Origin of the sequence: Nonomuraea montanisoli (assembly GCF_013363975.1) — a bacterium.
Classification (GTDB): Bacteria; Actinomycetota; Actinomycetes; order Streptosporangiales; family Streptosporangiaceae; genus Nonomuraea; species Nonomuraea montanisoli.
The window spans coordinates 32,487-58,661 of the sequence record NZ_JABWGN010000027.1; the positions used below are offsets into that span (position 1 = coordinate 32,487).

The window sequence follows — 26,175 nt, forward strand, 5'->3', positions numbered from 1 at the left end:
GTTCGCTGTGACCCGCCGGTCCGGTGTGACCCGCCGGTCCGGCGCGGGCTCTCGCGTCCGCGCCGGACCCGCGGTGGCGCCTACAGGGCGTCGGGGCCGCGCTCGCCGGTGCGGACGCGGATCACCGTGTCCACGGGCACCGACCAGACCTTGCCGTCGCCGATCTTCCCGGTCTGGGCCGCCTTGACGATGACGTCGATCACGTCGTCGGCGTCGTCCTCGTCCGCCAGCACCTCCAGCCGGACCTTCGGCACCAGGTCCACCTGGTACTCGGCGCCCCGGTAGACCTCGGTGTGGCCGCGCTGCCGGCCGTACCCGCTGGCCTCGCTGACCGTCATGCCCTTGATGCCGAACTGCTCCAGGGCGGCCTTCACGTCATCGAGCTTGAAGGGCTTGATGACCGCGGTGATGAGTCTCATGCGTCCACCTTCTTAGGCGCCGGGGTGACGGCGGGCCCGTTGGGGGATGCCACGCCGGAGGCGTGGACGGTGCCGAGGTCGTACCCGGTCTCGGCGTGGGTGGTGATGTCGATGCCGGTGACCTCTTCCTCGGCCGAGACCCGGAAGCCCATCACCTTGTCGATGATCTTGCCGACGACCCAGGTGACGATGAAGGAGTAGCCGCCGATGGCGACCGGGCCGAGCACCTGGAGGCCGAGCTGGGTCAGGCCCCCGCCGTAGAACAGGCCCTTGTTCTGCTGCTCCAGGAAGGGGTAGGCGGCCAGGAAGCCGAGGGAGACGGCGCCGATGACGCCGCCCACCAGGTGGACGCCGACCACGTCGAGGGAGTCGTCGACGTCGATCTTGTACTTCAGGCCGACGGCGAAGGCGCAGACCGCGCCGGCGATCAGGCCGATGAGCATCGCGGCCCAGGGGTCCACGAAGCCGCAGGCGGGGGTGATGGCGACCAGGCCGGCGACCGCGCCGGAGGCGACGCCGAGGCTGGTGGCGTGGCCGTCGCGCATCTTCTCGACGACGAGCCAGGCGCCGGCCGCGACGGCGGTGGCGATCTGGGTGTTCATGAACGCCAGGCCGGCCGTGCCGTCCACCGCCAGCTCGGAGCCGGCGTTGAAGCCGAACCAGCCGAACCACAGCAGACCGGCGCCGAGCAGCACCAGCGTGAGGTTGTGCGGGCGCATCGGCTCCTTGCGCCAGCCCTTGCGCTTGCCGAGGACGAGCGCGAGGGCGAGCGCGGCGGCGCCGGCGTTGATGTGGACGACCGTGCCGCCGGCGAAGTCCTCGATGCCGAGGGTGTTCAGCCAGCCGGTGCCCCAGACCCAGTGGGCGACGGGGAAGTACACGATCGTCGCCCAGATGAAGCTGAACAGCACCCAGGCGCCGAACTTCGCGCGGTCCGCGATCGCGCCGCTGATCAGGGCGACCGTGATGATGGCGAACGTCAGCTGGAAGGCCGAGAAGACCAGGCTGGGCATGCCCGTGCCGTCGCTCTTGGTGGCCGTGTCGACGAGGCTCTGCAGACCGACGTGGTCGAGGCCCCCGACGAACTGGTTCAGCCACGACATGGAATTGTCGCTGAACGCCAGCGAGTGCCCGTAGAGCACCCAGGCGATCGTCACGGTGATGATGGCGACGAACGACATCATCATCATGTTCAGGACGCTCTTGGCCCTGGTCATGCCCCCGTAGAAGAACGCGAGGCCCGGAGTCATCAGCAGTACCAGCGCGGTGGCCGTGAGCATCCAGGCAGTCGTGCCGCTATCGATCTTCACGACGCGACCCTCCTTACATATGACGTGTGGCCACAGCGTGTTCGTCCGCGGTTTCATGGCTCGACCAGGCGTGTTTCACGTTCGTGAATCTCGCCTCAGTGGTGTTTCGCGGTTGTTTCGGCCTTTTCACACCCGGCGTTCCGGACATGACGGGCACTAGACTTAGGTTTGCCTTACCTAAACGATCAAGGAACCCACATGCGTCTCCGCCTGGCCGCCGCGGCCCTGCTCCCCCTGCTCGCCCTCACCGCCTGCGGCGCCTCCACCCCATCCCAGGACTCCGGTCCGACGCGGACCGTCAAGCACGCCATGGGCGAGACGAAGGTCCCGGCGGAGCCCAAGCGGGTCGTGGTGCTCGACACCGACAAGCTCGACACGATGGTGTCGCTCGGCCTGACGCCGGTGGGCGCGGCGCAGGCGGCCGAGAGCCAGGCCTGGCCGAAGTACCTCGGCTCCGCCCTGTCGGCCACCAAGCCCGTGGGCACGCTCCAGCAGCTCAACCTCGAAGCCATCATGGCGCTGAAGCCGGACCTGATCCTCGGCACCAAGTTCCGCCAGGCCGCCTTCTACGACAAGCTCAGCAAGATCGCGCCCACGGTGTTCACCGAGAAGGTCGGCGTCACCTGGAAGCAGAACTTCCTGCTCGACGCCGAGGCCCTGGGCAAGAAGGAGCGGGCCGCCGAGCTGCTGTCGGCGTACGAGGCGCGGGCCAAGCAGGTCGGCGCCAAGTTCACCGCGCTGAAGGTGAGCATCGTGCGCTTCATGCCGACGGAGATCCGCATGTACGGTCCCGAGTCGTTCAGCGGCATCGTGGTCGGCGACGCGGGCATCCCGCGGCCCGAGACGCAGATGCTGACCGGTCAGGCCGACAAGCGCTTCGGCAAGCTCAGCCAGGAGAACATCGCCCAGGCCGACGCCGACGCCGTCTTCTACAGCGCGTACGGCGAGGCGGCCGCCAAGAGCCAGGCGGCGGTGACCGGCGGGCCCCTGTGGAAGAACCTCGCGGCCGTCAAGGCGGGGCACGCCTACAACGTGGACGACGAGATCTGGATGCTCGGCATCGGGGTCACGGCCGCCGGCAAGATCCTCGACGACCTCGACACCCGCCTGACCCCGCTCGTCTGAGCCTTTCCCGTCATCCCCGGGCCTTTCCCGGCACCCCTGGATCTGCGTGACCTGCTGCGGCCGGCCGGCCCGCGCGGGTCTCGGGGGACGCGCAGCCGCACCGGGTCGCCCGTCGCGACCCGGCCCGGACGCAGCACGCGGGCGTACGCGCCGGCGCACGGCTGGGGCGCCATGCCGAGCGCGGACGCCTGGTTGTGCTGCCGGCTGTCGCGGCGGGACCGGAACCGGGGCGGGGCGATCTTCGGTCCTTTCCGTCTGCCGCTCACGCTGGTGAAGAAGTTGCGGTAGGCCGCGCAGGCGTCGGCCAATGCCTGCTGCAACACCACCGCGGACACCTCGCCCAGCCAGGCGCGTTCGGAAGTCTGTTTGGCCTGCGTGATGACCCGCTTGGACAACTCACCGTCGCTGACGAACGGCAGCCCTCGGGAGTGCGCCGCCCGGCGTAACGCGAGGCGTCGTTGAACACCACCCGGGCGCACCCGAACGCGCGAGCCGGCGCGATCCGCCGACTCGGGGTCGGGTCCAACCGGAAGGAGTGCCGCAACCGCACGAGCTCATCCTTGCGGTGGAGTATGGCCGGGCACAGCGAAATCCGTACCGGCGAACTCCGGCCAGGCTCCCACTTCGCTGGATCGGCCGACGGAGCATCACCGCACGATCGTGCGTCAGTACATCGAGCTACGAGCGGCGGGTGCGGAGCTTCTGGCGGTTGCCGCAGCGGCTCATCGAGCACCAGCGGCGGGCGCCCGGGCGTGAGGTGTCGAGGAAGATCAGATAGCAGTTGCCCCCCGCGCACATGCGCACCCGCGCGGCCCGTGGGCCGCTGAACAGGTCGATGGCGTCCCGGGCCACGGCCGACAGGAACTGCGAGGCCGTCACGGGGTACGCCCAGCCGCGTTCCAGGCCCGCCCCGATCACCGGCACGGGCGGCGGCGCGGAGGCGGCGGCGTTCAGCACGCGCAGATCGTCCTCGCCCCCGCCGACCGGCAGGTCTGCCTCCTGGATCGGGCCCTCGGGCGGGCCCGCCTCCCGGATCGGGCCCTCGGGCGGGCCCGCCTCCCGGATCGGGTCCTCGGGCGGGTCCTCGATCGGGGCCGGGACCCCCGGGACGCCCTCGGCCCCGGCGGACCGCACGGCCAGCCGCCAGATCGCGGCCCGCAGCCTCCTGGCCGCCGTCAGGTCACCCCGCCCCACCGTCACCGGCCCCTCGATCCCGAGCCGCGTCAGGGGGACCCACGCCGCCAGGTCGGCGGGCTCGCGCAGCAGCTCCCACGGCTCCACGGCCCCGCTGAGCAGGAACTCCAGGCACAGCGTGCCCGCGTCGAACCTGAACCGCTGCCCGTCCCCGCCCGTCAGCAGCATCCCGCTTGCGTCTTCCACCAGGACACTGTAACACTTGACACCACTTAAACCGGTGTCACCTGACCGAAGGAGATCCCCCATGGACGAGCTGATCGCGCTGACCGAAAAGGCGTGGGAGGCCAACCGGAACGGCGACGCCGCCTTCTACGACCGCTTCCTCACCGAGGACGTCCACAGCGTCTCCCCCTGGGGCGTGGTGACCGACCGCGACACCATCCTCAAGGGCTTCGCCGAGAACCAGAACCCGTACACACGGACCGACCAGTCCGACCACAAGGTGATCATGCTGACCGAGGACAGCGCGATCCACACCAGCACCGTCGAGATCGACATGCTCGTGGGCGGCACCACCGAGCGGACCATGCGCGTCTACGCGACGACCTCCCTGGTGCGCCGGGACGGCGAGTGGAAGGCCGCGCACTTCCAGATCACCCCCGCCCCCGAGCACTGACCGATCCCGCCGCGGTCGCACGCTCGGACTCCCAGAAGGCCCGCAGGTGGGGCACCAGCTCGGCGGCCCGCTCCTCGGGGAAGAACAGCCGCCCGCCCTCGATCTCCACGACCTTCCTGACGCCGGGGATCGTGTCGCGCAGCCACCGCGCCCACCGCGTCTCGAAGAACACGTCGCCCGTGCCCCACACCACGAGCGCGGGCACGGCCAGCAGGGTGAGCGCCGGCTCGATGGCGATCATGTCCTTGGCGTCGATCGAGGTCAGCAGCCTTTCGAACGCCTCACCGCCGCCCGGCTTGCCGAGAATGGGCCGCAGGTACGCCTCGACGACCGCCGCCGGGTCGCCGATGCGCTCGTAGCTCTGGCCGTACGCGGTGGCCGAGAGCAGCTCCGGCTGATCGAGCACGACTCCGACGAGCCCGGCCAGCTCCCCGCGCTCGGCCAGCTCGACCGTCGGCCGGAACGCCGGGGGCGGCGTGTCGTCGTGGACGTCGCAGTTGGTGAGCGTGAGCGTGCGCAGCCGCGCGGGGTGGCGGACCGCGAGCTGCTGGGCGACGGCGCCGCCCGTGTCGTTGGCGACCAGGTCGACCGGGCCGAGCCCCAGCTCGGCGCAGAACTCCTCGATCGCGTCCGCGAGCGCCGGCAGCGACAGGTCCTCGCGGAGGTCGCTGCCGCCGTGCACGGGCAGGTCGGGCGCCACGCAGCGGCGCTCGCCGCGCAGCTCGGCGATGACGTGCCGCCACAGGTGCGAGCTGGTGCCCACCCCGTGCAGGAACAGCGCCACGGGCCCTTCGCCCTCGTCCACGTACGTCAGGCCGGCGATCTTGGCCATGGCGTCCTCCACTCCACCGGGGGCCTCAGGGGCCGCGAAACAGACCGACTGTCGGTCTGGAAAATAACCGACCGAGAGTCGGTATGTCTAGAGTGGGGGCATGAGTCTCAGGGCGCAGCGCGGCGTGGCCACGCGCGAGAAGGTGGTCGCCATCGCCCGCCGCCTGTTCGCCGAGCACGGCTACGAGGGCACCTCGATCGAGGCCGTGCTGCACGAGTCCGGCCTGAGCCGGGGCGCCCTCTACCACCACTACGCGGGCAAGGACGCGCTGTTCGAGGCGGTGCTGGAGGCCGTGGAGGCGGAGGTGGGCCGGGCGATCGTCGCCTCGGTGCGGGGCGTCGAGGATCCCCGTCAGGCCCTGGTGACGGGCTGCCTGGAGTGGATGCGGCTGGCGGGCGACCCGGTGGTGCGCCGCATCGTGCTGATCGACGCGCCCTCGGTGCTCGGCTGGGAGCGCTGGCGGGCCATGGAGGAGCGGTACGCGTTCGGGATGCTGAAGGCGGCGCTCCAGGCGGCCAGGGCGGTGCCGGAGGAGTTCACCGACCTGCACGCGCACATGCTGCTGGCCGCCATCAACGAGAGCGCGCTGCTGGTGGCGCGCGGCGGCGGCCCCGAGGCGGCCGAGGCCGCCCTGGAGGACTTCCTCCGCCGCGTCCTCGGCCCGACGCCCTGAACACCGGACAGGCCGGGCAGGGCCGAGGAGGCGGCGGACGGGTCAGGCGGCGGCGGTGGCCATGCGGCGCAGCCGCGCCAGCGCGTCGCGCTCGATGCGGCGGGCGCGGTCGCGGCCGATGCCGTAACGCTCGCCCACCTCGGTCAGCGTGTGCTCGCGCCCGTCGACCAGCCCGTAGCGCCAGCGCAGCATGTCGCGCGTGTCGCCCTCCAGGCCGGTCAGCCACTCGTCGAGCCGCTCGCGCTCCAGGATGTCGATGGCCTGCTGCTCCGGGTCGGCCCAGGTCTCGTCGGCGATCATGTCGCCCAGTTCGGTCTCGTCCTCGTCGCCCACGCCGAGCTGGAGCGACACCGGGTCGGAGGCCCAGCGGCGCAGTTCGCGCACCCGCTCGATGGGCAGCTCCAGGATCTCCGCGAGGTCGTCGTCGGTGGGCTCGACGTCGAACTCGGCCAGCATGTCGCGCCGCACCCGCATCAGCCGGGTCATCTGCTCACCGGCGTGCGTGGGCAGCCGCACCGGCCGCGCCTGCTCGTGGATGGCCCGCCCCACCGACTGCCGGATCCACCACGTGGCGTACGTCGAGAACTTGTAGCCCCGCTTGTAGTCGAACTTCTCCACCGCCCGGACCAGCCCCAGGTTGCCCTCCTGGACCAGGTCGATCAGCGGCATGCCCCGCCCCGAGTACTTCCGGGCCACCGCGACGACCAGCCGCAGGTTGGCCTGGATGAACTCGTCCTTCGCCCGCCGGCCGGACACCGCCAGGCGCTCCAGCTCCTCGTCGGCCGCGTCCCCGATCCGCGGCTCCGAGCCCCCGCTGTCGAGCAGCTGCTCGGCGAAGAGGCCCGCCTCGATGCGCTTGGCGAGCTCGACCTCCTCCTCCGCCGTGAGCAGCGGGACCCTGCCGATCTCGGCCAGATAGGTCCCCAGCAGATCGCGCTCGGCGACGTGCTGCTCCTGCGTGCGACTCCCCGTAGGCCTTGCCATCCCCAGGCACCTCGTTCCGCAGCTGCGTGTATAACCCGGCAACGTCCGGCGAGATGCAAAGATTCCCTAAAGGGGTACGACCAGCGGACGGTTCTGGGTGTCCTCCTCAAGGAGGAGACCGGCCTGGAAGACCTGGTGAACGAGGGGGACGCCGGGCCGGTAGGCGAGGTGTACGTACGAGGGCGCGTCGAGGACCACGAGATCGGCCCGGGCCCCCGGACGCAGCCAGCCTACGTCCGTCCGGCGCAGCGCGCGCGCCCCGCCGTAGGTGGCCGCCCGCACCGCCTCCAGCGGCGTCATCCCCATCTCCCGCACGGCCAGCGCCACGCAGAACGGCATGGAGGAGGTGAACGACGAGCCGGGGTTGCAGTCGGTGGCCAGGGCGACGGTCACTCCGGCGTCGATGAGCCGCCGCGCGTCGGGGTACGGGGAGCGGGTGGAGAACTCCGCCCCCGGCAGGAGCGTCGCGACCGTGCCGGAGGAGGCGAGCGCGTCCACGTCGGCGTCGGTCAGGTGCGTGCAGTGGTCGGCCGAGGCCGCCCCCAGCTCGCAGGCGATCAGCACGCCGGGGCCGGGGCCGAGCTGGGCCGCGTGCACCCGCGCCTGGAGCCCGGCCGCGATCCCGGCCCGCAGGATCTCCCGCGTCTGGTCGCCGTCGAAGGCCCCCCGCTCGCAGAAGACGTCCACCCACTTGGCGTACGGCGCGCAGGCCGCCAGCATCTCCCCCGTGACCAGCCGCACGTAGTCGTCGGCCGACGCGCCGGCCGGCACCACGTGCGCCCCGAGGAACGTCGTCTCGTCGGTCAGCCCGGTCGCGATCTCCAGCGAGCGCCGCTCGTCCTCGACGCTCAGGCCGTAGCCGCTCTTGATCTCGACCGTGGTGGTGCCCTGCGCGAGCATCTCGGCCACGAGGGCGGCGGCGTGGGTGGCCAGCTCGGCGTCGCCGGCCCGCCGTGTGGCCTCGACCGTGGACCTGATGCCGCCCGCGGAGTACGGGCGGCCGGACATGCGGGCCTCGAACTCGGCGGTCCGGTCGCCGGCGAAGACGAGGTGCGCGTGGCTGTCCACGAACCCCGGGACGACGCACCGGCCCCCGGCGTCCACGCGCCGGTCGGCGTGGGGCGCCTCGGCGGCGGGCCCCACCCAGGCGACGCGCCCGTCCTCGGCGACGAGCGCCGCGTCCCGGATCTCCTCGCGCTCCGGGTCGGCCGTGTAGAGCAGCCCGATCCCGTCGATCAGCGTCGCCGTCATGGCGTCCCTCCCCTGGCGTTCCCGCCCGTCGTCCCGCACATCCGCGTCACCGCAACCGCTCGATCGTCTCGGCCAGCATGGCGCCCACGTCGCCCAGCACGTGCCGCCCGTCGCTCACCACGCGGCGGCCCCCCGAGATCACCGAGTGGACGTCGGCCGCCGTCGCCGCGTACACCACGGCCTCCGGCGTCGCCCCCGCGCCGGCCGTGCGGACCGTGTCGAGGCGCACCGTCACCAGGTCGGCCCACGCGCCCGGCACGAGCATCCCCGCGTCCGGGAACCCGAGCGAGGTGTGGCCCGCGGCGGTGGCGGCGGTCAGCAGCTCGGCGGCCCGCCAGTGGCCGCGCCGGTGGCTGGCCAGCCGCTCGTCCAGCTCGACGGCCCGCGCCTCCTCGAACAGGTCGATCACGGCGTGGCTGTCGGAGCCGAGCGTGATCGGCGCCCCCCGGTCGAACAGGGAACGGGCCGGGCCGATGCCGTCGGCGAGGTCGCGCTCGGTGGTGGGGCACATGCAGACGTGGGTGCCGGACCGGCCGAGCAGCTCGACGTCCACCTCGGTCAGGTGGGTGGCGTGGACGGCGGTGGAGCGCGGGCCGAGCGCGCCGTGCTCGTGCAGGATCCGTACGGGGGTGGCGGCGTACATCTCGACGCACGCCGCGTTCTCCGCCACCTGCTCGGAGACGTGGGCGTGCAGCGGCGCGGCGTGCCGGTGGGAGAACTCGGCCACCACGGGAACGTGTTCCGGCGGCACCGCGCGCACGGAGTGGACGGCCGCCCCGATCTCCACGTCGGCCCGCCCCTCGTAGGCGGCGGCCAGGGCCTCGGCCCGCACCGCCCACCGCTCGGAGTCGCCGTCACCGAAGCGGATCTGCGCGCCCGACAGCGGTTCGCCGAACCCGCCCGTCAGGTAGCAGGCGTCGAGCAGCGCGATCCGCAGCCCGGCCTCGCGGGCCGCCTCGACCAGCGCGTGGCCCATGACGTTGGGGTCGTCGTACGGCCGCCCGTCCGGCCCGTGGTGCAGGTAGTGGAACTCGCCGACGCAGGTGATCCCGGCCAGCGCCATCTCGGCGTAGACGGCGCGGGCCAGCGCGAGATAGCCGTCGGGGTCGAGGCGGGCGGCGACGCCGTACATCTGCTCGCGCCACGTCCAGAAGTCGCCCCGGCCCGTCTGGGTGACGCCGCGCAGGGCCCGGTGGAAGGCGTGCGAGTGGGCGTTGGCCAGGCCCGGGACGGTGAGCCCGGGGAGCCGTTCGGCCCCGGCGGGCTCGCCGCGGGTCACCCGGGCGATCCGCTCGCCGTCGATCTCGACGAGCACGCCGTCGGCGACGCCGTCGGGCAGCCAGGCGTGCTCGCACCAGTACGTCAGCGGCACAGGTCCTCCAGGACGCTCGCGAGCGCGGCCACCCCGGCCTCGCAGTCGGCGGAGTCGGCGTGCTCCTCGGGCGAGTGGGACACGCCGCTGGGATTGCGGACGAACAGCATCGCGGTGGGCACGCCGGCCGCCGCGAGGATCCCGGCGTCGTGCCCGGCCCCGGTCGCCAGCACCGGCACGGGCGCCACCTCCGCCCGCGCGCGGTCGCGGACCTCTCCGGGCGCCGCTTCCCGGTCGGCGAGGGCGCGGCCGGCTACGGCGGCCAGGTGGTCGCGGAGCCCCGCCTCGAAGTCCACGACCGGCGTCCACGACTCCTCGGCCGCCTCCACCCCGGCGCCTTCGGCGAGCTCGGCCACCAGCGCCCGCACATCCGCCTCGGCGGCCCCCCGGGCGTCGAGCCAGGCCGACACCAGGCCGGGCACGGCGTTGGTGTTGCCCGGCGAGATCCGGGCCCGGCCCACGGTCGCGACCACGCCGCGCCGGACCGCCGCCTCGCGGGCCGCGAGCACCATGCGGGCGAACGGCAGCATCGGGTCGTCGCGGTCCTCCAGCCGGGTGGTGCCCGCGTGGTCGGCCCGGCCGCGGAAGTCGAAGCGCCAGCGGCCGTGCGGCCAGATCGCGCTCGCGACGCCGACCGGGCTGCCCGTGGCGGCCAGTCCGCGGCCCTGCTCGACGTGGAGCTCCACGAACGTGCCGACCATCGCCAGGGTCTCGTCGTCCTTGCCCAGGTCGCCCGGCCGGCGGCCGGCCCTGGTGAGGACGTCGGCGAGCGTGTCGCCGGCGTCGTCGGTCAGCCCGAGCGCCCGGTCGGGGGCGAGCGCCCCGGTCAGCAGCCGCGACCCGACGCACGGCACGCCGAACCGGGCGCCCTCCTCGTCGGTGAAGCAGGCCACGCCCAGCGGCCTGGCGGGCCGCACGCCCCGGCGCCGCAGCACGTCGAGTGCGGCGAAGGCGGAGACCACGCCGAGCGGCCCGTCGAAGGCGCCGCCCTGGCGCACGGAGTCGAGGTGGCTGCCCGTGACGACGCCCGGCTCGCGCGACGGGTCGCCCCACCACGCCCACAGGTTGCCGTTGCGGTCCTCGCGCAGGTCGAGCCCGAGCCGGCCGGCCTCGCCCCTGAACCACTCGCGCAGCTCCAGGTCGGCGGCCGACCAGGCGTCCCTGACGTAACCGTTGGTGGAGGGGTCGTGTCCGATGCGCGCGAGGTCGTCAAGCATGGTGCCACTGTAGTGAATGAAGCCATTCAGCGGGGAGGGGGGTGATCAGTCAGTTGACCGGGCCCTCGCTGGGACGCAGCGTGATCTCGGTGAGGTGGGCGTCCGGGCCGGCGTTGACGGCGGCCAGCACGGCGCGGGCGACGGTGTCGGCGCGCAGGTACCGGTCCGGCTCGTACGCGCCGCCCTCCTGGTCGCGCACGCTGCGCTGCATGTCGGTGTCGACGCGGCCCGGGTAGACGGTCGTCACCCGCAGCTCCTGCTCCTCCAGGCGCAGCGCGTCGGCGAAGGCCCGCAGGGCGAACTTGCTGGCCGCGTACGCCCCCCAGTTGGGGTTGGCGCGCTGCCCCGCGCCCGAGTTGACGCAGATCACGTGCCCGCGGGCGGCGCGCAGCGCGGGCAGCAGCAGGCGGGTCAGCTCGGCCACGGCCACGACGTTGATCTCCATCGTGCGCCGCCAGGTGTCGGCGGTCAGCTCCGCGACGCGCCCGAGCAGGGCGACGCCGGCGCTGTGGACGAGCAGGTCGAGCCGCTCCACGCCGGCGACGTCGGCGGGGCCGACCCCGGTCAGCTCGACGGGCCACGGCCGGGCGTCGGGCAGCTCGCCGGCCAGCTTGTCCAGGGCCTCGGCGTCGCGGCCACCGAGCAGGACGTGGTGCGTGGGCGCCAGCGCCCGGGCGACGGCCTCGCCCACTCCCCGGGAGGCGCCGGTGACCAGCGCCGTCGGTCGTTCGGTCATGCGCAGCAGTTTACGACCTTGACAGACACTCAAATTTGAACACAAACTTGAGCATGTCGACGTCGACCCGCATTCTCATCCTCGGCACGTTGCTCGACGAGCCGATGAACGGTTACCAGGTCCGCAGACGGCTGGAGGTGATGGGCGCGGACTCCTGGGCCAACGTGGCCTTCGGCTCGATCTACCACGGCCTGGCCAAGATGGCCGACGAGGGCCTGCTGGAGATCGTGACCGAACCCGAGAGCACCGGCGGCCGCACCAAGGGCGCCAAGGCGGTCTACCGGATCACCGAGCCCGGCCGGCTGGAGTTCCAACGGCAGCTGCTCACCTCCTGGCACGAGGTCAAGCCGATCGTCGACCCGTTCCAGGTGGCGCTCAGCTTCATGGACCGCCTCAGCAAGGAGGAGCTGCTCGACGGCCTGCACAGCAGGATCCAGCAGCTCCGCATGAACATCACCATGATCGAGCACATCTTCGGCGCCAAGCAGCGCTACGGCGCGCCCCAGCACGTGGACGAGAACCTCCGCCTCACCGCCGCCATGTACGCCGCCCAGCTCGACTGGGCCGAGAAGGCGATCCCGCGGGTGGAGGCCGACGAACTACCTTGAGGGAACAACAGATGATCATTGACGCGCACGGCTTACGCAAGACCTTCACCACCCGGGGCCGCCGCGGCGCCATCCAGACCGTCGAGGCCGTACGCGGCGTCGACCTCGCCGTCGAGACCGGGGAGATCTTCGGCGTCCTCGGCCCGAACGGCGCCGGCAAGACCACCACGATCAGGATGCTGGCCACGCTGATCGCCCCCGACGCCGGCACGGCCACCGTCGCCGGCCACGACCTGCTCACCGAACCCGGCCGGATCCGCGCCCGCCTCGGCTACGTCAGCCAGGCCGGCGGCGTCGAGGAGAACACCACGCCACGCGCCCAGATCATGATGGCCGCGCGTGTCCACGGGCTCGCCCGCGCGAGCGAGGCGACGGCCGACGTGCTGGACCGCTTCGACCTGTCCGAGGTGGCCGACCGGCCCGCCCGCACCCTTTCGGGCGGCCAGAGACGGCGCGTGGCCATCGCCCTCGGCCTCGTCCACAGCCCGCCGCTGCTCTTCCTGGACGAGCCGACCACCGGGCTCGACCCGCAGAACCGGGCCAACCTCTGGAACCGCATCCGCGAGTTGCGCGAACGCGGCACCAGCGTCCTGCTCAGCACCCACTACCTGGACGAGGCCGACGCGCTCTGCGACCGCCTGGCCATCATCGACCACGGCCTGGTCGTCGCGCAGGGCACCCCGTCCGAGCTCAAACGCGAGGTCTCCGGCGACGTGGTGACCCTGCGGGTCGGCGACCCCGAGCCGGCCGCCGAGAAGCTCAAGCCGTACGCCCGCGAGACCCGCGTCGACGACGAGGTGCTGCGCGTGTACGTGGACGACGGTGAGCGGGCCCTGCCCGCCATGCTGCGCGTCCTGGAGGAGCACGGCCTCGGCCTGACCTCGATCTCGCTGGAGCGCTCCACCCTGGACGACGTCTTCCTGGCCAAGACCGGCCGTTCGCTGCGTGACACGGGAGCCGCCGCGTGATCCGCCACACCCTGCTCTTCCTGGGCCACGAGCTGCGCAACACCTTCCGCAACCCGATCTGGCCGCTGTTCGGCATCGTCCAGCCGGTCGTGTACCTGCTGCTGTTCGGTCCCCTGGTGGCGGGCTCGTCCGGGCGGTCGATGGCCGCCGCGCTCACCTCGTTCGCGCCGGGCATGCTGGTGATCACCGCGCTGTTCGGCGCGATCGGCGTCGGCTACGGCATGATCTACGAGCTGCGCAGCGGCGTGCTGGAGCGCATCGCGGTCAGCCCCGCCTGGCGCCCGTCGATCGTGCTCGGCCGCACCCTGCGCGACGGGGTGGTGCTGGTGGCCCAGTCCGTCGCGGTCCTCCTCATCGCCCTGGCCATGGGGATGCGGGCGAGCCTGCCGGGCCTGGTCCTGACCGTGCTGCTCGTCGCCGTGACCGGGCTGTTCGCCTCCGGCATCGGCTACGGCCTGGCCCTGTCGCTGCGCGACGAGAACGGCATGGCCCAGACCATGCAGTTCTTCGCCCTGCCCATCATGCTGCTGTCGGGCGCGCTGCTGCCGATGACGCTGGCGCCCGAGTGGATGCAGAAGGTCGCGCTGTTCAACCCGATGTACCACCCGGTGGTGGCGGGGCGGGCGCTGTTCGCCGGGCACCTGGCCGACCCGTCGGTCCCGCTGGCGTTCGGCATCATGCTCGTGCTGTCGGCGCTCACGGTCACCTGGTCCGTACGCTCCCTGCGCGCGATCGCCGGCTGACTCCCGCTCGCGTCCCGTTACGCGGGGTCGCCCTGGACGAACGTCCCGGTCTCGTCGGTCATCCGCTCGTACTCCTCCAGCCGCGCCTGGGTGCGCAGCGGCGCCGCGTCGGCCATGGCCTCCACCAGGGCCATGGCCAGGGCCAGCGGCGCCGCGTGGGAGTCGAAAACCAGCCGGTCGCCCACGGGCGCGTCCAGCACGATCTCGGCGGGGAAGCCCGGCTTGTCGGTGATGACGGCCGTACGCAGGCCGAGCTTGCCCGCGTACTCCAGAGCCTGGACCGCCTCCACCGGGTAGCGGGGCAGCAGCACCGCCACCACCCACTCGGCCCCGGCCCGGCGGGCGGCGTGCAGGCCGTCGGCCAGCTCCGACCCGCCATGTGTGAGCAGCCGCACGTCGGGGTGGATGCGGCGGGCGTAGTAGGCGAGCGTGGTGGCGAGCCCCGACGAGACGCGCAGCCCGAGGACGACCAGCGGCTCGGTCGCGGCCAGCGCCTCCCCCGCCTCCTTGAGCGGCAGCGACGCCAGGCGCTCGCGCAGCAGGGTGAGGTTGCGGACCTCGTTGTCGATGGCGCCGCGCAGCAGGCTGCCCTGCGGCGCCTCGACCGCGCCGCCCATCACCATCGGCCGCAGCGCCTGCCGCAGCTCCGGGTAGCCGGCGAAGCCCAGCACCACGGCGAAACGGGTCACCGACGGCTGGCTCACTCCCGCCCGTTCGGCCAGTTCGACGCTGGACAGGAAGATGGCCTCGTCGAGATGCTCCGACAGGTAATGGGCGATCCTGCGCTGCACGGGCGACAGCCTCCGGCCGTTGAGCAGCGGCTCCATCGCGCCGTGATATCCACCCACCACGCCACCTCTAACACCACGCGGGCCGCATTCTCATCCCTGGCACCATCGGGCGCCGCCACGGCGGCCGTTCCCGCCCCCTGTTCCGGAAGGGTCGGGAACGGCCGCCGACGGCGCCGTCAGGACTCCCGCATCGGGATACGCACGCCGCGCTCCTGCGCGACCTGCGCCGCCTCGTCGTAGCCGGCGTCCACGTGCCGCATCACGCCCGTGCCCGGGTCGTTGGTCAGCACGCGGTTGACCTTCTCGCGGGCCAGGGCCGTGCCGTCGGCCACCGTGACCTGGCCCGCGTGGATCGAGCGGCCGATGCCGACGCCGCCGCCGTGGTGGATCGACACCCAGGCCGCGCCCGAGGCGGTGTTGAGCATGGCGTTCAGCAGCGGCCAGTCGGCGATCGCGTCGGAGCCGTCGGCCATCGCCTCGGTCTCGCGGTACGGCGAGGCGACCGACCCGCTGTCGAGGTGGTCGCGGCCGATGACGACCGGCGCCTGCAGCTCCCCGGAGGCCACCATGTCGTTGAACCGCTCGCCCGCCAGGTGCCGCTCGCCGTACCCGAGCCAGCAGATGCGCGCGGGCAGCCCCTGGAAGTGGACCTTCTCCCCGGCGGCGCGGATCCACCGCGCCAGCGGCTCGTTGTCCGGGAACAGGTCGAGGATGGCGCGGTCGGTGGCGGCGATGTCGGCCGGGTCGCCGCTCAGCGCCGCCCACCGGAACGGGCCCTTGCCCTCGCAGAACAGCGGCCGGATGTAGGCCGGCACGAAGCCGGGGAAGTCGAAGGCCCGCTCGTAGCCGGCCAGCTGCGCCTCGCCCCGGATGGAGTTGCCGTAGTCGAACACCTCGGCCCCGGCGTCCTTGAAGCCGACCATGGCCTCGACGTGCCGGGCCATCGACTCGCGGGCGCGGCGGGTGAAGGCGGCCGGGTCCTTGTCGCGCTCGGTCGCCATGTCCTCGAACGCGACGCCGACCGGCAGGTACATGAGCGGGTCGTGGGCCGAGGTCTGGTCGGTGACGATGTCGATCTCGGCGCCGCGCGCCAGCAGCTCGGGCACGGCCTCGGCGGCGTTGGCGACGACGCCGATGGACAGCGGCCGGCGGGCGTCGCGCGCCTCGTAGGCCAGGCGCAGCGCCTCGTCCATCGAGGACGCCTGGACGTCGAGGTAGCGGTGCTCGATGCGACGCGACACCGAGCGGGGGTCGCAGTCGACGCAGATGACGACGCCGCCGTTGAGGGTGACGGACAGCGGCTGGGCGCCGCCCATGCCGCCGAGACCCGCCGTGAGCGTGATCGTCCCGGCCAGCGACCCGCCGAACTTCTTCTCGGCCACGGCGGCGAACGTCTCGTACGTGCCCTGCAGGATGCCCTGCGTGCCGATGTAGATCCACGAGCCCGCGGTCATCTGCCCGTACATGGTGAGCCCGGCCGCCTCCAGCCGCCGGAACTCCTCCCAGTTCGCCCAGTCGGGCACCAGGTTGGAGTTGGCGATGAGGACGCGCGGCGCCCACTCGTGGGTGCGGAACACCCCGACCGGGCGTCCGGACTGGACGAGCAGCGTCTCGTCGCCCTCCAACGTCGTCAGCGTCCTGACCAGCGCGTCGAACGACGGCCAGTCGCGCGCCGCCCGGCCCGAACCGCCGTAGACGACCAGCTGCTCGGGGTGCTCGGCCACCTCCGGATCCAGGTTGTTCTGGAGCATCCGGAGGGCGGCCTCCTGGGGCCACCCCTTCGCGGTGAGCGTGGTGCCTCGCGGCGCGCGCACGATGCGGCTCATGCGACCTCCTGAATGAAGGCATTCATCTTTGTCTCTGGAAGAGTAACAATGCCTCAGCTCACCAGGAACTGGGTGGCGGCCAGCTCACGGTAGAGGTCGTCGTGGCCGACCAGCTCCTCGTGGGTGCCGGACGCCCGTACGCCGCCGCCCTCCATGACGACGATGCGGCCCGCGTTGGTCACGGTGGACAGCCGGTGCGCGATGACGAGCACGGTGGTCTCGGTGGCGACCTCGGCGATGACCTCGCGCAGCCGCAGCTCGTTGACCGCGTCGAGCTGCGAGGTGGCCTCGTCGAGCAGGAGCAGCCGGGGCTTGCGCAGCAAGGCCCGGGCGATGGCGACCCGCTGCCGCTCGCCGCCGGACAGCAGCACGCCGCGGTGGCCGACCGGCGTCTCCAGTCCCTCGGGCAGCCGGGCGACGAGGTCGTCGAGGCGGGTGCGGGCGATCGCGCTCCACAGCTCGTCCTCGGGGGCGCCGGGGGCGGCGAACAGGAGGTTCTCGCGCAGGGTCCCGGCGAGCACGGGCGCGTCCTGCTCGACGTACCCGAAGGCGGCGCGCAGCTCGGCGAGCGGCCACGCGCGGATGTCGCGCCCGTCGACCAGGATGGTCCCGGACTGGTGGTCGTAGAAGCGTTCGAGCAGGGCGAACACCGTGGACTTCCCGGCACCGGACGGCCCGACGAGCGCGGTCAGCCCGCCCGCGGGCACCTCGAAGGTCACCCCGTCGTGCACGGCCGGCCGGTCCTCGCCGTAACGGAACACCACGTCCTCGAACCGCACCCCGACCGGCTCCGCCCGCTCCGGGGCCCGGACCGGGGCGGCTGATGCGGCGTGCCCCGTGGCGGGCTCGGCGGGAGCGGGGGCGGCGACCGGCTCGGCCGGCTCGGCCGGCAGGTCCTCGATCTCCTTGATGCGCTTCATCGCGGCCAGGCCCTGCTGGAGCTGGACGGCCCCCTCGACGAGCTGCCCGATGGGCGCGACCAGGTAGAACAAATACAGCAGGAACGCGATCAGCGACGAGATCGCCAGCGCCCCGGACGCGACCCGCGACCCGCCCACCGCGAGCACGCTGAGGAAGGCGAGCTGCACGGCCATCCACGTGGCCACACCGGCCAGCGAGGTCCACCCGGCGACCTGGAGCCCCCGGTCGCGGGCCCGCTCGGCGGCGTCGCCGACGACCGCGATCTCCCGCTCCTCCGCCCCGCTCGCCTTGACCGTCCGGTACGCCTGGAGCGCCCGGTCGAGGACGGCGCCCATGTCGCCCACCGCGGTCTGGGCCTCCTTCTGCGCCCGCTGGATCCGCGGCATGATCAGCCCGGTCATGCCGCCGATCACGACGACCACGAGCAGCGTGACGAGCAGCAGCACGCCGTCCATGGCGGCCATCATGACCACGGCGCCGACGAGCATGAACACCGCGCCGATGGAGTTGACGATGCCGTTGGTCAGCACGGCCCGCAGCAGGGTCGTGTCGCCGGTCACCCGGGACAGCAGGTCGCCCGGCTTGAGCCGGTCCACGTCGGCCACCTTGAGCCGGAGCAGCCGGTCCACGAGGCGGCGACGGGCGCTGAGCACGATGCCCTCGCCGGTGCGCTCCATGAGGTAGTTGCCCCCGGCCGAGACCACGGCGCCGACCAGGACCGCCACGGTGAGCCCGGTGAGCGGGCCGGCGATCGACCCGCCCTGCCCGAAGGCGTCCACGACGTACTTGGCCAGCAGCGGCATGGCGAGCCCCGCCGCCGAGCCGACCAGGCCCAGTAACCCCCCGACGACGAGGATCCCCCGGTGCGGGCGAACGTAGGAGAGCAGCTCCTTGATCACCACGCCTCCTTTCACGACACATCTCGATAAATCCTGAAACGCCCAACGAACGGGCGCGCACCTTCGACACCCGTCAACCTAAATTGACGACCAAAGTATGTCAACTTTGGTTGACGTCTCCTCCTTCGGAGTCCTCCCTGAGGAGGAGGGCTTGGCGATCTCCACACAGAGACCTTGCGCTCGGCCACATCCGAACGCGCTCCGCCGACGTATCACCCATCGAGGAACCCGGCCGGAACCTCTCGAACAGATCAGCCCTCAGAAAGAAGGACCGAACATGGAGCTCCGGATCAACCGGCGCGCACTGATCGGGCTGGGCGTCGCGGCGGCGCTGACCGCCTCCTCGTTCGCGCTGCTCCGGACGGACGCGGGAACCGCCTCCTCGCATCGCGAGGCCCCGATGATCGCGGGCGACCCGCGCAACGACAACACCGACGTGTACGCGTTCGTCAGCCCCGACCGGGCCGACACGGTGACGCTCCTGGCCAACTGGATCCCGTTCCAGGAGCCCAACGGCGGGCCGAACTTCTACCCGTTCGACACCAGGTCGCGCTACAACATCAAGATCGACAACGACGGCGACGCCCGGCCGGACATCACCTACCAGTGGACGTTCCGCGACGAGGACCGCCGCGGCACCAGCACGTTCCTGTACAACAACGGCCCCGTCACCTCGCTCGACGACGAGAACCTGCTCTTCCGCCAGCGCTACACCCTCAAGCGGATCACCCGCCACGGCGTCCGGACCCTCGTCTCCAACGGCGTCGTCGCCCCCAGCGACGTCGGCCCGGCCTCCATGCCCGACTACGCCACGCTCCGCGAGCAGGCGGTCCACGGCCTGTCCGGCGGCGGCAAGGCGTTCGCCGGCCAGGCCGACGAGGCGTTCTTCCTCGACCTGCGGGTCTTCGACCTGCTGTACGGCGGCAACCTGTCCGAGGTGGGCCAGGACACCACCAAGGGCTACAACGTCAACTCGCTGGCCGTGCAGGTGCCCGCCGCGGACCTGGCGCTCAGGGGCGACGTCCGGCGCAACCCGGTGATCGGCGTCTGGTCGACCACCGACAAGTGGAGCCCCCGCGGCTACACCCAGGTCTCGCGGCTCGGCAACCCGCTGGTCAACGAGGTCGTGTCGCCCGCGGGCCTGAAGGACGCCTTCAACGCGCTGCCCCCGGCCAAGGACGCCGACGTGGCGGCCCTGGTCAAGCGGGTCACCGACCCCGAGCTGCCGAAGCTGCTGGAGGCCGTCTACGGCATCAAGGCGCCCGCCACGCCCCGCGCCGACCTGGTGGAGATCTTCCTGACCGGCGTCGCCAAGGGCAACGGGCCCATCGCCGCCGACCTGAACTCCCAGACCCTCAACAAGGACGCCGGCAAGCTGCGGCCGGCCGAGATGCTGCGGCTCAACATGACGGTCCCGCCGGCCAAGGACCCGAACCGGCTCGGCGTGCTCGCGGGCGACCTGCAGGGGTTCCCGAACGGGCGGCGGCTCGGCGACGACGTCGTCGACATCGAGCTGCAGGCCCTGGCCGGGGCCGCCACCTCCGGCAAGCTCGTCGCGGCGCTGACCGACAAGGTGGACCACAACGACAAGCCGATCCTGCGCTCGTTCCCGTACATCCCGCTGCCGAGCGGCGTCGCCGTCAACCAGCGCTGACCGCCCGGCCACCCCTGGCGACGGTCGCCCGGCTCCCCGCCGGCCACCCCTCGTGACGGCCGCCCGGCTCCCTCTCCTGGCCGGGCGCCCGCCCCGGCGGACCCGCCCACCCCGGGGTCCGCCGCCCACCGGCCGGTCGCGTCCCCCGTCGCGACCGGCCGGCCTCCCGGCCTCCGCCCCTCCACCTCCCGACCTCCACCCCTCCACTTCCCGGACTCCGCCCCCACCTCCCGGACGCACGCCCATGTCCCCGGGCTCAGGCCCACGACCCATCCGGAGCACCCGATGCGATCGCTCGTCCTCGCCGGCGGCGTGGTCCTGGCCGGCGCGCTGGTCTTCACCGCCGTCGCGGTGTCCGCCCCGCCCGCGCGGCCGGCCGCGCCACCGCGGCAGGCGGCGCCGTTCACCGAGACGCTGCAGGCCCGGCTCAAGCGCCTGCCCGGCGACCACCGCGGCTGGGCCGGCCTCGGCCTCCAGTACGTCGACCAGGCCAGGGTCACCGGCGACCCGTCGTACTACGTCAAGGCCGAGGGCGCCCTCGCCACCGCGGCCAGGCTGGCCCCCGAGGACGACGCGGTGCTCACCGGGCGGGCCGCGCTGGCCGCCGGCCGCCACGAGTTCTCCGACGCGGTACGGCTCGCCGAGCGCGCCACCGCCGTCAACCCGTACGGCGCGGCGGCCTACGGGGTGCTGGCCGACGCCCGCACCCAGCTCGGCGACCTGTCCGGCGCCCGCCGGGCCGTGGACCGGATGATGGGCCTGCGACCCGGCGTCGCCTCCTTCGCCCGGGCCTCGTACGCGGCCGAGCTGCGCGGCGACCAGAAGGACGCGCGCGCGTTCCTCCAGTACGCCCTGGACGACGCCTACACCCCGGCCGACGTCGCCTACGTCCGCTACTACCTCGGCGAGCTGGCCCTGCACTCCGGCGACCTGCGGGAGGCGGGCGACCAGTACGGCCGGGCGCTCGCGGCCGACCCCGCGTACACGCCGGCACTGGCCGGGCAGGCGCGGGTCACGGCGCTCGGCGGGCGGCTGACCGAGGCGCTCACCCTGTACGAGGGGGTGGTGCGGCGGCTCCCGCTGCCGCAGTACCTCATCGAGCAGGGCGAGACCGCCGCCAAGGCGGGCCGCCCCGCCGACTGGACGCTGCTGCGGGCCCAGCGCGGGCTGCTGGAGTCGGCCGGGGTGCGCGACGACCTGACGTGGGCCGAGTTCGAGGCCGACCACGGCGACCCGCGGCAGGCGGTGCGGCACGCCCGGGCCGAGTACGCCCGCAACCCCAACCTGGTGGCGGCGGACGCGCTGGCCTGGGCGCTGTTCAGGGCGGGCGACGCGAAGGCGGCCCTGCCGTACGCGGTCAAGGCCACCTCGACGCGCTGGCGCAACCCGCTTCTGCGCCACCACCGCGCGCGCATCGAGCAGGCCCTCGGGCGCGGGCGCGCGAACGCGGCGGACCTGACGGCCCGACCCGGCTTCGACCCGTCCCTGCCCGCCCTGGCGAGGTTCTCATGACGCCCTCTCACACGACCACCCGCCCCGACGCGCCCCCTGCCGCCCTCGACGCGTCCCTCCAGCCCGCCACCACCGCCTGCTACCAGAACGCCGCCCCCGGCACCTCTCCCGAGAACGCCCACTCCGGCACCTCTCCCCAGAACACGGCACTCGCCCGCCCCAGCGCCTCCTCCCTGAACGCGGCCCCCGCCCGCCCGAGCGCCTTGCGCGCCGGGGCCCGGCTGGTGTCGGCCGCGCTGGCGGCCGGCGTCATGGGCGCGCTCCTGCTCGGGCCGCTCCTGCTCGCCCGGCCCGCACTGGCGGCGACCGCGCTGGCGCACCCCATGGGGAACTTCACCGTGAACCACTACAACGGCCTGCGCCTCCAGCCCGGCCGGGTGCGGAACCTGGCCGTGGTGGACGCCGCCGAGCTGCCCACCCTCCAGGCCCAGCCGGAGGTGGACGCCTCCTACGCGGACCGGCGGTGCGCCGCACTGGCCGCCGCGCAACGGCTGACCGTGGACGGCGCGGCGGCGCCCTGGCGGGTGGAGCGGGCCGAGTACGCCTACCGGCCGGGGCAGGGTGGCCTGCGCACCAGCCGCCTCACCTGCGAGCTGACGGCCCCGGCCGCCTTCGGGGCGTCGCCGGGCGGGCGGGGCACGGAGGTGACGTTCGCGGACGCGTTCGAGCAGGAGCGGATCGGCTGGCGGGAGATCACCGCGGTCGGGGACGGGGTGCGGCTGGCCGCGTCGTCGGTCCCCGCGGTCAGCGTGAGCGACGAGCTGCGCACGTACCCTCAGGACCTGCTGTCCGACCCCCTCGACCGGCTTACGGCGACGGTGACGGTAGGCGGCGCCGGTCTGGCGGCCGGCGCCGGGTCCGGCGCGGGCACGAAGGGGGCGTCACCGCTGGGCGGGATCGCGATCGGCGGGCCGGTCGGGGACGCGCTGGCGGCGCTGGACAGGACGTTCACGGGGCTCGTCGGGGCGGACCGGCTGACGGCGCCGCTCGGGCTGCTGGCGCTGGGTCTGGCCGTGGTGCTGGGCGCGGGTCACGCGCTGATCCCCGGTCACGGCAAGACCATCATGGCGGCGTACCTGGCCGGGCGTCGGGGGCGGCCCCGGGACGCGCTGGTGGTGGGCGCCACGGTGACGGCCACCCACACGGCCGGGGTACTGGTGGTGGGGCTGCTGCTGAGCGCGTTCACGGCCCTGGCGGGCGAGTCGGTGCTGGCGTGGCTCGGGGTGGCGAGCGGCGTGCTGATCGCCGTCATGGGCGGCCGCCTGCTGCTCGCGTCCCACCGCGACCGCCCCTCCGACCACGACCACGACCACGATCACGACCTCGGACGCGGACACGACCATGAACACGGGCACGGACATGGGCACGGGCACGGGCACGGGCACGGACATGCGGGTGACGGGTTCGGGCGGGGCGGGTTGCTCGGGATGGGGATCGCGGGCGGCCTCGTGCCGAGCCCATCGGCGCTGATCGTGCTGCTCGGAGCGATCGGCCTGGGCCGCGCCTGGTTCGGCGTCGCGCTGGTCACGGCGTACGGGCTCGGCATGGCGGCCACGCTCACCGCCACCGGACTGCTGCTCGTCAAGCTCGTCGGCCGCCTGGAGCGGCGGGCCTCGGCCGGTCGGCGGCTGGCCGCCCGCCTGTCGGGCCTGGCCCCGGCCGGGACGGCGGTCATGGTCGTGCTGCTGGGCGCCGGCCTGGCGCTGCGCTCGGTCACCGCCCTCTGAACCCGGGGCTGGCGAGCCGGCGGAGGTCTCCCTATAGTCATGTCCATGAGTAGTCATCGGCATGACTATGAGGGCTGAACGGTGGCCCTGAGGCACGCGGTGCTGGCGGCGCTGCTCGACGGCGAGCACAGCGGCTACCAGCTCGCCAAGATCTTCGACGTGGGCGTGGCCAACTTCTGGTACGCCGCCCCCCAGCAGCTCTACGCCGAGCTGGCCCGGCTGGAGGCCGACGGGCTGGTCAGCGGCCGGGAGGTCGTGCAGAGCGGCCGGCCGAACAAGCGGGTCTTCACGGTCACCGAGGCCGGGATCGCCGAGCTGGCCGCGTTCGCCGCCGCGCCCGGCAAGCCGCTGCTGATCCGCTACGACCTGACGGTCAAGGTCCACGCCGTGGACCGGCTCGACCCGGCCCCGGTGATCGCGCAGCTCCTCGAACGGGCCGAGGAGGCCGCGGCCAAGCTGGAGCTGTTCGAGCGGACGCTGCGTCACCTGCGGGGCGACCTGGTCGAGGAGGAGTTCCTGCGCCGGGGCGAGCGCGTCGGCCCGTACCTGTCGTGCCTGGGCGGGTGCCGGCTGGAGCGGGAGATGCGCGACTGGTGCCTGACCACGGCCCGCGTCCTGACCGAACGCGCCGCCACACCGTCCGCCACTGACCGCCCCGCAGCCCCCACACCGTCCGCCACCGACCGGTCCGCGACGAGCAGCGAGTGAGAGGACCCCGATGAGCCACACGCGTTACGTCGCCCTCGGCGACAGCCAGACCGAGGGCCTGGGCGACGGCGACGACGACGGCGGCCTGCGCGGCTGGGCCGACCGGTTCGCCGAGCTGCTCGCCGAGCGCGAACCCGGCCTGCTCTACGCGAACCTGGCCGTGCGCGGCCGGCTGGCCGCCCAGGTGCGCGACGAGCAGCTCGCCCCCGCCCTGGCGCTGCGGCCCGACCTCGCGACCGTCATGGCGGGCATGAACGACCTGATCCGTCCCCGCTTCGACGCCGCCGCGGTGGCGGGCGCCCTGGAGGACATGTTCGCGGCGCTGACCGGCGCGGGCGCGACGGTCCTCACCGTCACCTTCCCGGACATCGGCCGCATCGTCCCGATGGCCCGCCCGCTGCTGCCCCGGGTGGTCGACCTCAACGCCCGCGTCCTCGCCGCCGCCGAGCGGCACGGCGTCCTGGTCGCGGACACGTTCCCGCACGCGGCCGTCACCGACGCGCGGCTGTGGAGCCTCGACCGGCTGCACGCCGGCCCGCTCGGCCACGCCCGCATCGCCGCGGCCATGGCGCACACGCTGGCGCTGCCCGGCAGCGACGACTCCTGGACGCTTCCCCTGCCCGCCCTCCCCCGGCCCGCCCCGTGGCGGGCGGCGCGGACGGAGCTGCGCTGGCTCGCGGGGTTCGCCGCGCCGTGGGTCCGCCGCCGCCTGCGCGGCCACTCCTCCGGCGACGGCCGCACTGCCAAGCGCCCCACGCTCCTGCCCGTCGCCGCAGAGTGAGGGGCCGGGCCGACCACGGAGCTCGCCGGACCGGTCCCGGGGCCGCCCGGCGACGACCCGGCGTCAGCGGATCGCGGGCACGTCCGGCGACGACCCGGTGTCAGTCGATCGCGGGCACGTCCGGGTCGTCCACGTCGGTGTCGCCCTCGTCGGCCCGGCGCAGCTTGACGTCCTCCACCCACGCCAGCGCGAAGCCCCGCACCCCGGCGACCTCGTCCGGCGACACCCCGGCGGCCTCGAAGTCCTCGTCCGGGATCAGCTCGGCGAACTCCAGCCGCATCACCAGCTCCGGCAGCGAGAACGCGGCGACGCGCGGCCGGCCCAGCGCCTCCAGCTCCCGGAACGAGCGGCCCCCGGCCGCCGCCGCGACGCCCGCGAGGTCGCCGGCCAGGCCGCGCTCGTGCAGGTCGCGCACCATGAGGCCGACCTCCTCGTCCGGGACGGCCTCGCCCAGGCCTCCGTCCAGGTCCCCGTCCATGCCCCTGCCCAGGTCCCCGTCCACGACCTCGTCGTCCTCCATGGCGACTCCTCTCTCAGCCCCCACGGGAGTCAGGGAAGCCGGCGACCGCGCCGCGTGGACGGCAGGTCGTGCCGGCCCGACACGAACTCCTGGAAGGCGATCTTGGCGGTGATCACCGGCCGGCGCCACCGTTCCTCCCGGTGGACGGCCTTGGCCATCTTGCGCGGCGAGCGCCCGGCGAAGAACCAGTGCGCCCACGGCGACCCGGGCCGCGCCAGCCGGACGGCCCCCACCATGAGCAGCAGGGGCACGAACAGGCCCACGAGCCCGGTCCAGATCTTGCCCTTGAGCAGCGTGACGACGGCCAGCACGAGGTTGCCCACGATGAGCACGGCCGGGTTGACCGGCGTGCCGTAGTCCCAGCTCAGCGGGCGCAGGCCCATGAGCAGCAGGCCCGTGACGGCGACCGCGACGAACACCGCGTCGACCGAGGTGCGCCCCTCCTCCTCCCAGTACACGTCGTGCAGGTGCAGGATGAGCGCGAACTCGTCGAGCACGAGCGCCGACCCGATCCCGAAGATCGAGGCCGCGGCGGCATAGCTGACCTGCGACGCCGACGAGACGATCAGCCCGGTGACGCCGCCCACGAGCATGAGCACCACGCCGAAGACGACGTGGTGGATGTGCATCTCCCCGACGTTGACGTCGCGGAACCAGCCGAGCTTCGCCCGGATCAGCCGGACGTTGATGCGGGTGGCGACGAAGGAGACGATGAGCGCGACGAAGAAGCAGAACAGCGGTAGCCGTCCCGTCGCGATGATGCTCTGCTCGAACCAGTTCCCCAT

The 26,175-nt window shown here is 73.3% G+C and carries 26 protein-coding genes; 11 read left to right on the top strand and 15 right to left on the bottom strand.

The window, feature by feature from the left end; translation table 11 throughout:
- Nucleotides 1–80: 80 nt before the first annotated feature.
- A complete protein-coding gene (locus tag HTZ77_RS43050; protein ID WP_175595575.1) occupies nucleotides 81–419 on the bottom strand; it encodes a P-II family nitrogen regulator in 339 nt (112 codons plus the stop codon).
- Nucleotides 416–1,729: an ammonium transporter gene (locus tag HTZ77_RS43055; RefSeq protein ID WP_175595576.1), complete on the bottom strand. Its 1,314-nt coding sequence runs from the start codon at nucleotides 1,727–1,729 to the stop codon at nucleotides 416–418. Before HTZ77_RS43055 ends, HTZ77_RS43050 begins: the two co-directional genes overlap by 4 nt.
- Nucleotides 1,730–1,927: 198 nt before the next feature.
- On the opposite strand from HTZ77_RS43055, the gene HTZ77_RS43060 reads away from it, so the two are divergent.
- Nucleotides 1,928–2,854, top strand: coding sequence for an ABC transporter substrate-binding protein (locus HTZ77_RS43060; protein ID WP_175595577.1), 927 nt, complete (start codon nucleotides 1,928–1,930; stop codon nucleotides 2,852–2,854).
- Nucleotides 2,855–3,116: 262 nt separating this feature from the next.
- Here the strand turns inward: HTZ77_RS43060 and HTZ77_RS48900 are convergent, their stop codons facing one another.
- Entirely contained in the window at nucleotides 3,117–3,650 is a 534-nt protein-coding gene (locus HTZ77_RS48900) for a helix-turn-helix domain-containing protein (RefSeq protein WP_407940647.1), read from the bottom strand.
- Nucleotides 3,533–4,234, bottom strand: a complete 702-nt coding sequence (locus HTZ77_RS43070) for a CGNR zinc finger domain-containing protein (protein WP_328809103.1) — start codon at nucleotides 4,232–4,234, stop codon at nucleotides 3,533–3,535. Before HTZ77_RS43070 ends, HTZ77_RS48900 begins: the two co-directional genes overlap by 118 nt.
- A gap of 61 nt (nucleotides 4,235–4,295) precedes the next feature.
- Between HTZ77_RS43070 and HTZ77_RS43075 the strand changes: the two genes are divergently transcribed.
- The gene (locus HTZ77_RS43075) at nucleotides 4,296–4,667 is read left to right on the top strand and encodes a nuclear transport factor 2 family protein (protein WP_175595578.1); all 372 of its coding nucleotides are present in this window, start codon (nucleotides 4,296–4,298) and stop codon (nucleotides 4,665–4,667) included.
- On the opposite strand, the gene HTZ77_RS43080 is transcribed toward HTZ77_RS43075, so the two are convergent.
- A complete protein-coding gene (locus tag HTZ77_RS43080) occupies nucleotides 4,645–5,499 on the bottom strand; it encodes an alpha/beta fold hydrolase (protein ID WP_175595579.1) in 855 nt (284 codons plus the stop codon). The two genes, HTZ77_RS43075 and HTZ77_RS43080, sit on opposite strands and share 23 nt — an antisense overlap.
- A 100-nt stretch (nucleotides 5,500–5,599) precedes the next feature.
- Here HTZ77_RS43080 and HTZ77_RS43085 point away from each other — a divergent pair, with 100 nt between their 5' ends.
- On the top strand, nucleotides 5,600–6,172 hold the full coding sequence (locus tag HTZ77_RS43085) for a TetR/AcrR family transcriptional regulator (RefSeq protein ID WP_175595580.1): 573 nt from the start codon (nucleotides 5,600–5,602) through the stop codon (nucleotides 6,170–6,172).
- 42 nt (nucleotides 6,173–6,214) lie between these two features.
- On the opposite strand, the gene HTZ77_RS43090 is transcribed toward HTZ77_RS43085, so the two are convergent.
- The 5 genes from HTZ77_RS43090 to HTZ77_RS43110 form a co-directional block, all read right to left on the bottom strand.
- Nucleotides 6,215–7,156, bottom strand: a complete 942-nt coding sequence (locus HTZ77_RS43090; protein ID WP_175595581.1) for a sigma-70 family RNA polymerase sigma factor — start codon at nucleotides 7,154–7,156, stop codon at nucleotides 6,215–6,217.
- Nucleotides 7,157–7,222: 66 nt separating this feature from the next.
- On the bottom strand, nucleotides 7,223–8,407 hold the full coding sequence (gene hutI, locus HTZ77_RS43095; protein ID WP_175595582.1) for an imidazolonepropionase: 1,185 nt from the start codon (nucleotides 8,405–8,407) through the stop codon (nucleotides 7,223–7,225).
- A 46-nt stretch (nucleotides 8,408–8,453) separates the two neighbouring features.
- Nucleotides 8,454–9,779, bottom strand: coding sequence for a formimidoylglutamate deiminase (locus HTZ77_RS43100; RefSeq protein WP_175595583.1), 1,326 nt, complete (start codon nucleotides 9,777–9,779; stop codon nucleotides 8,454–8,456).
- Nucleotides 9,770–10,996 (bottom strand): allantoate amidohydrolase, encoded by a 1,227-nt coding sequence (locus tag HTZ77_RS43105; protein WP_175595584.1) that lies wholly within the window; start codon nucleotides 10,994–10,996, stop codon nucleotides 9,770–9,772. The genes HTZ77_RS43100 and HTZ77_RS43105 overlap by 10 nt, the downstream gene beginning before the upstream one ends.
- A gap of 49 nt (nucleotides 10,997–11,045) precedes the next feature.
- A complete protein-coding gene (locus HTZ77_RS43110; protein WP_175595585.1) occupies nucleotides 11,046–11,732 on the bottom strand; it encodes an SDR family oxidoreductase in 687 nt (228 codons plus the stop codon).
- A 53-nt stretch (nucleotides 11,733–11,785) separates the two neighbouring features.
- On the opposite strand from HTZ77_RS43110, the gene HTZ77_RS43115 reads away from it, so the two are divergent.
- Genes HTZ77_RS43115 through HTZ77_RS43125 form a run of 3 tightly spaced genes read left to right on the top strand, consistent with a single transcriptional unit; the run spans nucleotide 11,786 to nucleotide 14,051 of the window.
- Nucleotides 11,786–12,340, top strand: coding sequence for a PadR family transcriptional regulator (locus HTZ77_RS43115; RefSeq protein WP_175595586.1), 555 nt, complete (start codon nucleotides 11,786–11,788; stop codon nucleotides 12,338–12,340).
- An 11-nt stretch (nucleotides 12,341–12,351) separates the two neighbouring features.
- Complete coding sequence (locus tag HTZ77_RS43120; protein WP_205304680.1) at nucleotides 12,352–13,308, top strand: ATP-binding cassette domain-containing protein; 957 nt, start codon at nucleotides 12,352–12,354, stop codon at nucleotides 13,306–13,308.
- Nucleotides 13,305–14,051 carry an ABC transporter permease gene (locus HTZ77_RS43125; protein WP_175595587.1) on the top strand — a complete coding sequence of 249 codons (747 nt, stop codon included), beginning with the start codon at nucleotides 13,305–13,307 and terminating at the stop codon, nucleotides 14,049–14,051. The genes HTZ77_RS43120 and HTZ77_RS43125 overlap by 4 nt, the downstream gene beginning before the upstream one ends.
- A gap of 17 nt (nucleotides 14,052–14,068) precedes the next feature.
- On the opposite strand, the gene HTZ77_RS43130 is transcribed toward HTZ77_RS43125, so the two are convergent.
- From HTZ77_RS43130 to HTZ77_RS43140, 3 genes are all read right to left on the bottom strand, one after another.
- Complete coding sequence (locus HTZ77_RS43130; protein WP_328809104.1) at nucleotides 14,069–14,899, bottom strand: MurR/RpiR family transcriptional regulator; 831 nt, start codon at nucleotides 14,897–14,899, stop codon at nucleotides 14,069–14,071.
- Between the two features lie 119 nt (nucleotides 14,900–15,018).
- The gene (hutU, locus tag HTZ77_RS43135) at nucleotides 15,019–16,668 is read right to left on the bottom strand and encodes a urocanate hydratase (protein ID WP_175595588.1); all 1,650 of its coding nucleotides are present in this window, start codon (nucleotides 16,666–16,668) and stop codon (nucleotides 15,019–15,021) included.
- Nucleotides 16,669–16,721: 53 nt separating this feature from the next.
- Nucleotides 16,722–18,488 carry an ABC transporter ATP-binding protein gene (locus HTZ77_RS43140; protein ID WP_328809105.1) on the bottom strand — a complete coding sequence of 589 codons (1,767 nt, stop codon included), beginning with the start codon at nucleotides 18,486–18,488 and terminating at the stop codon, nucleotides 16,722–16,724.
- A 277-nt stretch (nucleotides 18,489–18,765) separates the two neighbouring features.
- Between HTZ77_RS43140 and HTZ77_RS43145 the strand changes: the two genes are divergently transcribed.
- The 5 genes from HTZ77_RS43145 (at nucleotide 18,766) to HTZ77_RS43165 (ending at nucleotide 24,870) form a co-directional block, all read left to right on the top strand.
- A complete protein-coding gene (locus HTZ77_RS43145) occupies nucleotides 18,766–20,142 on the top strand; it encodes a DUF4331 domain-containing protein (protein WP_175595590.1) in 1,377 nt (458 codons plus the stop codon).
- Between the two features lie 285 nt (nucleotides 20,143–20,427).
- Nucleotides 20,428–21,654, top strand: coding sequence for a tetratricopeptide repeat protein (locus tag HTZ77_RS43150; RefSeq protein WP_175595591.1), 1,227 nt, complete (start codon nucleotides 20,428–20,430; stop codon nucleotides 21,652–21,654).
- Nucleotides 21,651–23,381, top strand: coding sequence for a nickel/cobalt transporter (locus HTZ77_RS43155; RefSeq protein WP_175595592.1), 1,731 nt, complete (start codon nucleotides 21,651–21,653; stop codon nucleotides 23,379–23,381). The genes HTZ77_RS43150 and HTZ77_RS43155 overlap by 4 nt, the downstream gene beginning before the upstream one ends.
- 81 nt (nucleotides 23,382–23,462) lie before the next feature.
- Entirely contained in the window at nucleotides 23,463–24,089 is a 627-nt protein-coding gene (locus HTZ77_RS43160; RefSeq protein ID WP_175595593.1) for a PadR family transcriptional regulator, read from the top strand.
- A 10-nt stretch (nucleotides 24,090–24,099) separates the two neighbouring features.
- A complete protein-coding gene (locus HTZ77_RS43165) occupies nucleotides 24,100–24,870 on the top strand; it encodes an SGNH/GDSL hydrolase family protein (protein WP_175595594.1) in 771 nt (256 codons plus the stop codon).
- Between the two features lie 100 nt (nucleotides 24,871–24,970).
- Here the strand turns inward: HTZ77_RS43165 and HTZ77_RS43170 are convergent, their stop codons facing one another.
- Together HTZ77_RS43170 and HTZ77_RS43175 are read right to left on the bottom strand one after the other, a co-directional pair.
- Entirely contained in the window at nucleotides 24,971–25,390 is a 420-nt protein-coding gene (locus HTZ77_RS43170) for a hypothetical protein (protein ID WP_175595595.1), read from the bottom strand.
- Nucleotides 25,391–25,419: 29 nt separating this feature from the next.
- Nucleotides 25,420–26,175, bottom strand: a complete 756-nt coding sequence (locus tag HTZ77_RS43175) for a hypothetical protein (RefSeq protein ID WP_175595596.1) — start codon at nucleotides 26,173–26,175, stop codon at nucleotides 25,420–25,422.

Coding starts and splice junctions, on each gene's coding strand:
- HTZ77_RS43115 (WP_175595586.1), top strand. CDS start 11,786: ATGTCGACGTCGACCCGCATTCTCATCCTCGGCACGTTGCTCGACGAG.
- HTZ77_RS43170 (WP_175595595.1), bottom strand. CDS start 25,390: ATGGAGGACGACGAGGTCGTGGACGGGGACCTGGGCAGGGGCATGGAC.
- HTZ77_RS43105 (WP_175595584.1), bottom strand. CDS start 10,996: ATGCTTGACGACCTCGCGCGCATCGGACACGACCCCTCCACCAACGGT.
- HTZ77_RS43075 (WP_175595578.1), top strand. CDS start 4,296: ATGGACGAGCTGATCGCGCTGACCGAAAAGGCGTGGGAGGCCAACCGG.
- HTZ77_RS43150 (WP_175595591.1), top strand. CDS start 20,428: ATGCGATCGCTCGTCCTCGCCGGCGGCGTGGTCCTGGCCGGCGCGCTG.
- HTZ77_RS43050 (WP_175595575.1), bottom strand. CDS start 419: ATGAGACTCATCACCGCGGTCATCAAGCCCTTCAAGCTCGATGACGTG.
- HTZ77_RS43165 (WP_175595594.1), top strand. CDS start 24,100: ATGAGCCACACGCGTTACGTCGCCCTCGGCGACAGCCAGACCGAGGGC.
- HTZ77_RS43110 (WP_175595585.1), bottom strand. CDS start 11,732: ATGACCGAACGACCGACGGCGCTGGTCACCGGCGCCTCCCGGGGAGTG.
- HTZ77_RS43175 (WP_175595596.1), bottom strand. CDS start 26,175: ATGGGGAACTGGTTCGAGCAGAGCATCATCGCGACGGGACGGCTACCG.
- hutU (WP_175595588.1), bottom strand. CDS start 16,668: ATGAGCCGCATCGTGCGCGCGCCGCGAGGCACCACGCTCACCGCGAAG.
- hutI (WP_175595582.1), bottom strand. CDS start 8,407: ATGACGGCGACGCTGATCGACGGGATCGGGCTGCTCTACACGGCCGAC.
- HTZ77_RS43145 (WP_175595590.1), top strand. CDS start 18,766: ATGGAGCTCCGGATCAACCGGCGCGCACTGATCGGGCTGGGCGTCGCG.
- HTZ77_RS43120 (WP_205304680.1), top strand. CDS start 12,352: ATGATCATTGACGCGCACGGCTTACGCAAGACCTTCACCACCCGGGGC.
- HTZ77_RS43080 (WP_175595579.1), bottom strand. CDS start 5,499: ATGGCCAAGATCGCCGGCCTGACGTACGTGGACGAGGGCGAAGGGCCC.
- HTZ77_RS43155 (WP_175595592.1), top strand. CDS start 21,651: ATGACGCCCTCTCACACGACCACCCGCCCCGACGCGCCCCCTGCCGCC.
- HTZ77_RS43060 (WP_175595577.1), top strand. CDS start 1,928: ATGCGTCTCCGCCTGGCCGCCGCGGCCCTGCTCCCCCTGCTCGCCCTC.
- HTZ77_RS43085 (WP_175595580.1), top strand. CDS start 5,600: ATGAGTCTCAGGGCGCAGCGCGGCGTGGCCACGCGCGAGAAGGTGGTC.
- HTZ77_RS43090 (WP_175595581.1), bottom strand. CDS start 7,156: ATGGCAAGGCCTACGGGGAGTCGCACGCAGGAGCAGCACGTCGCCGAG.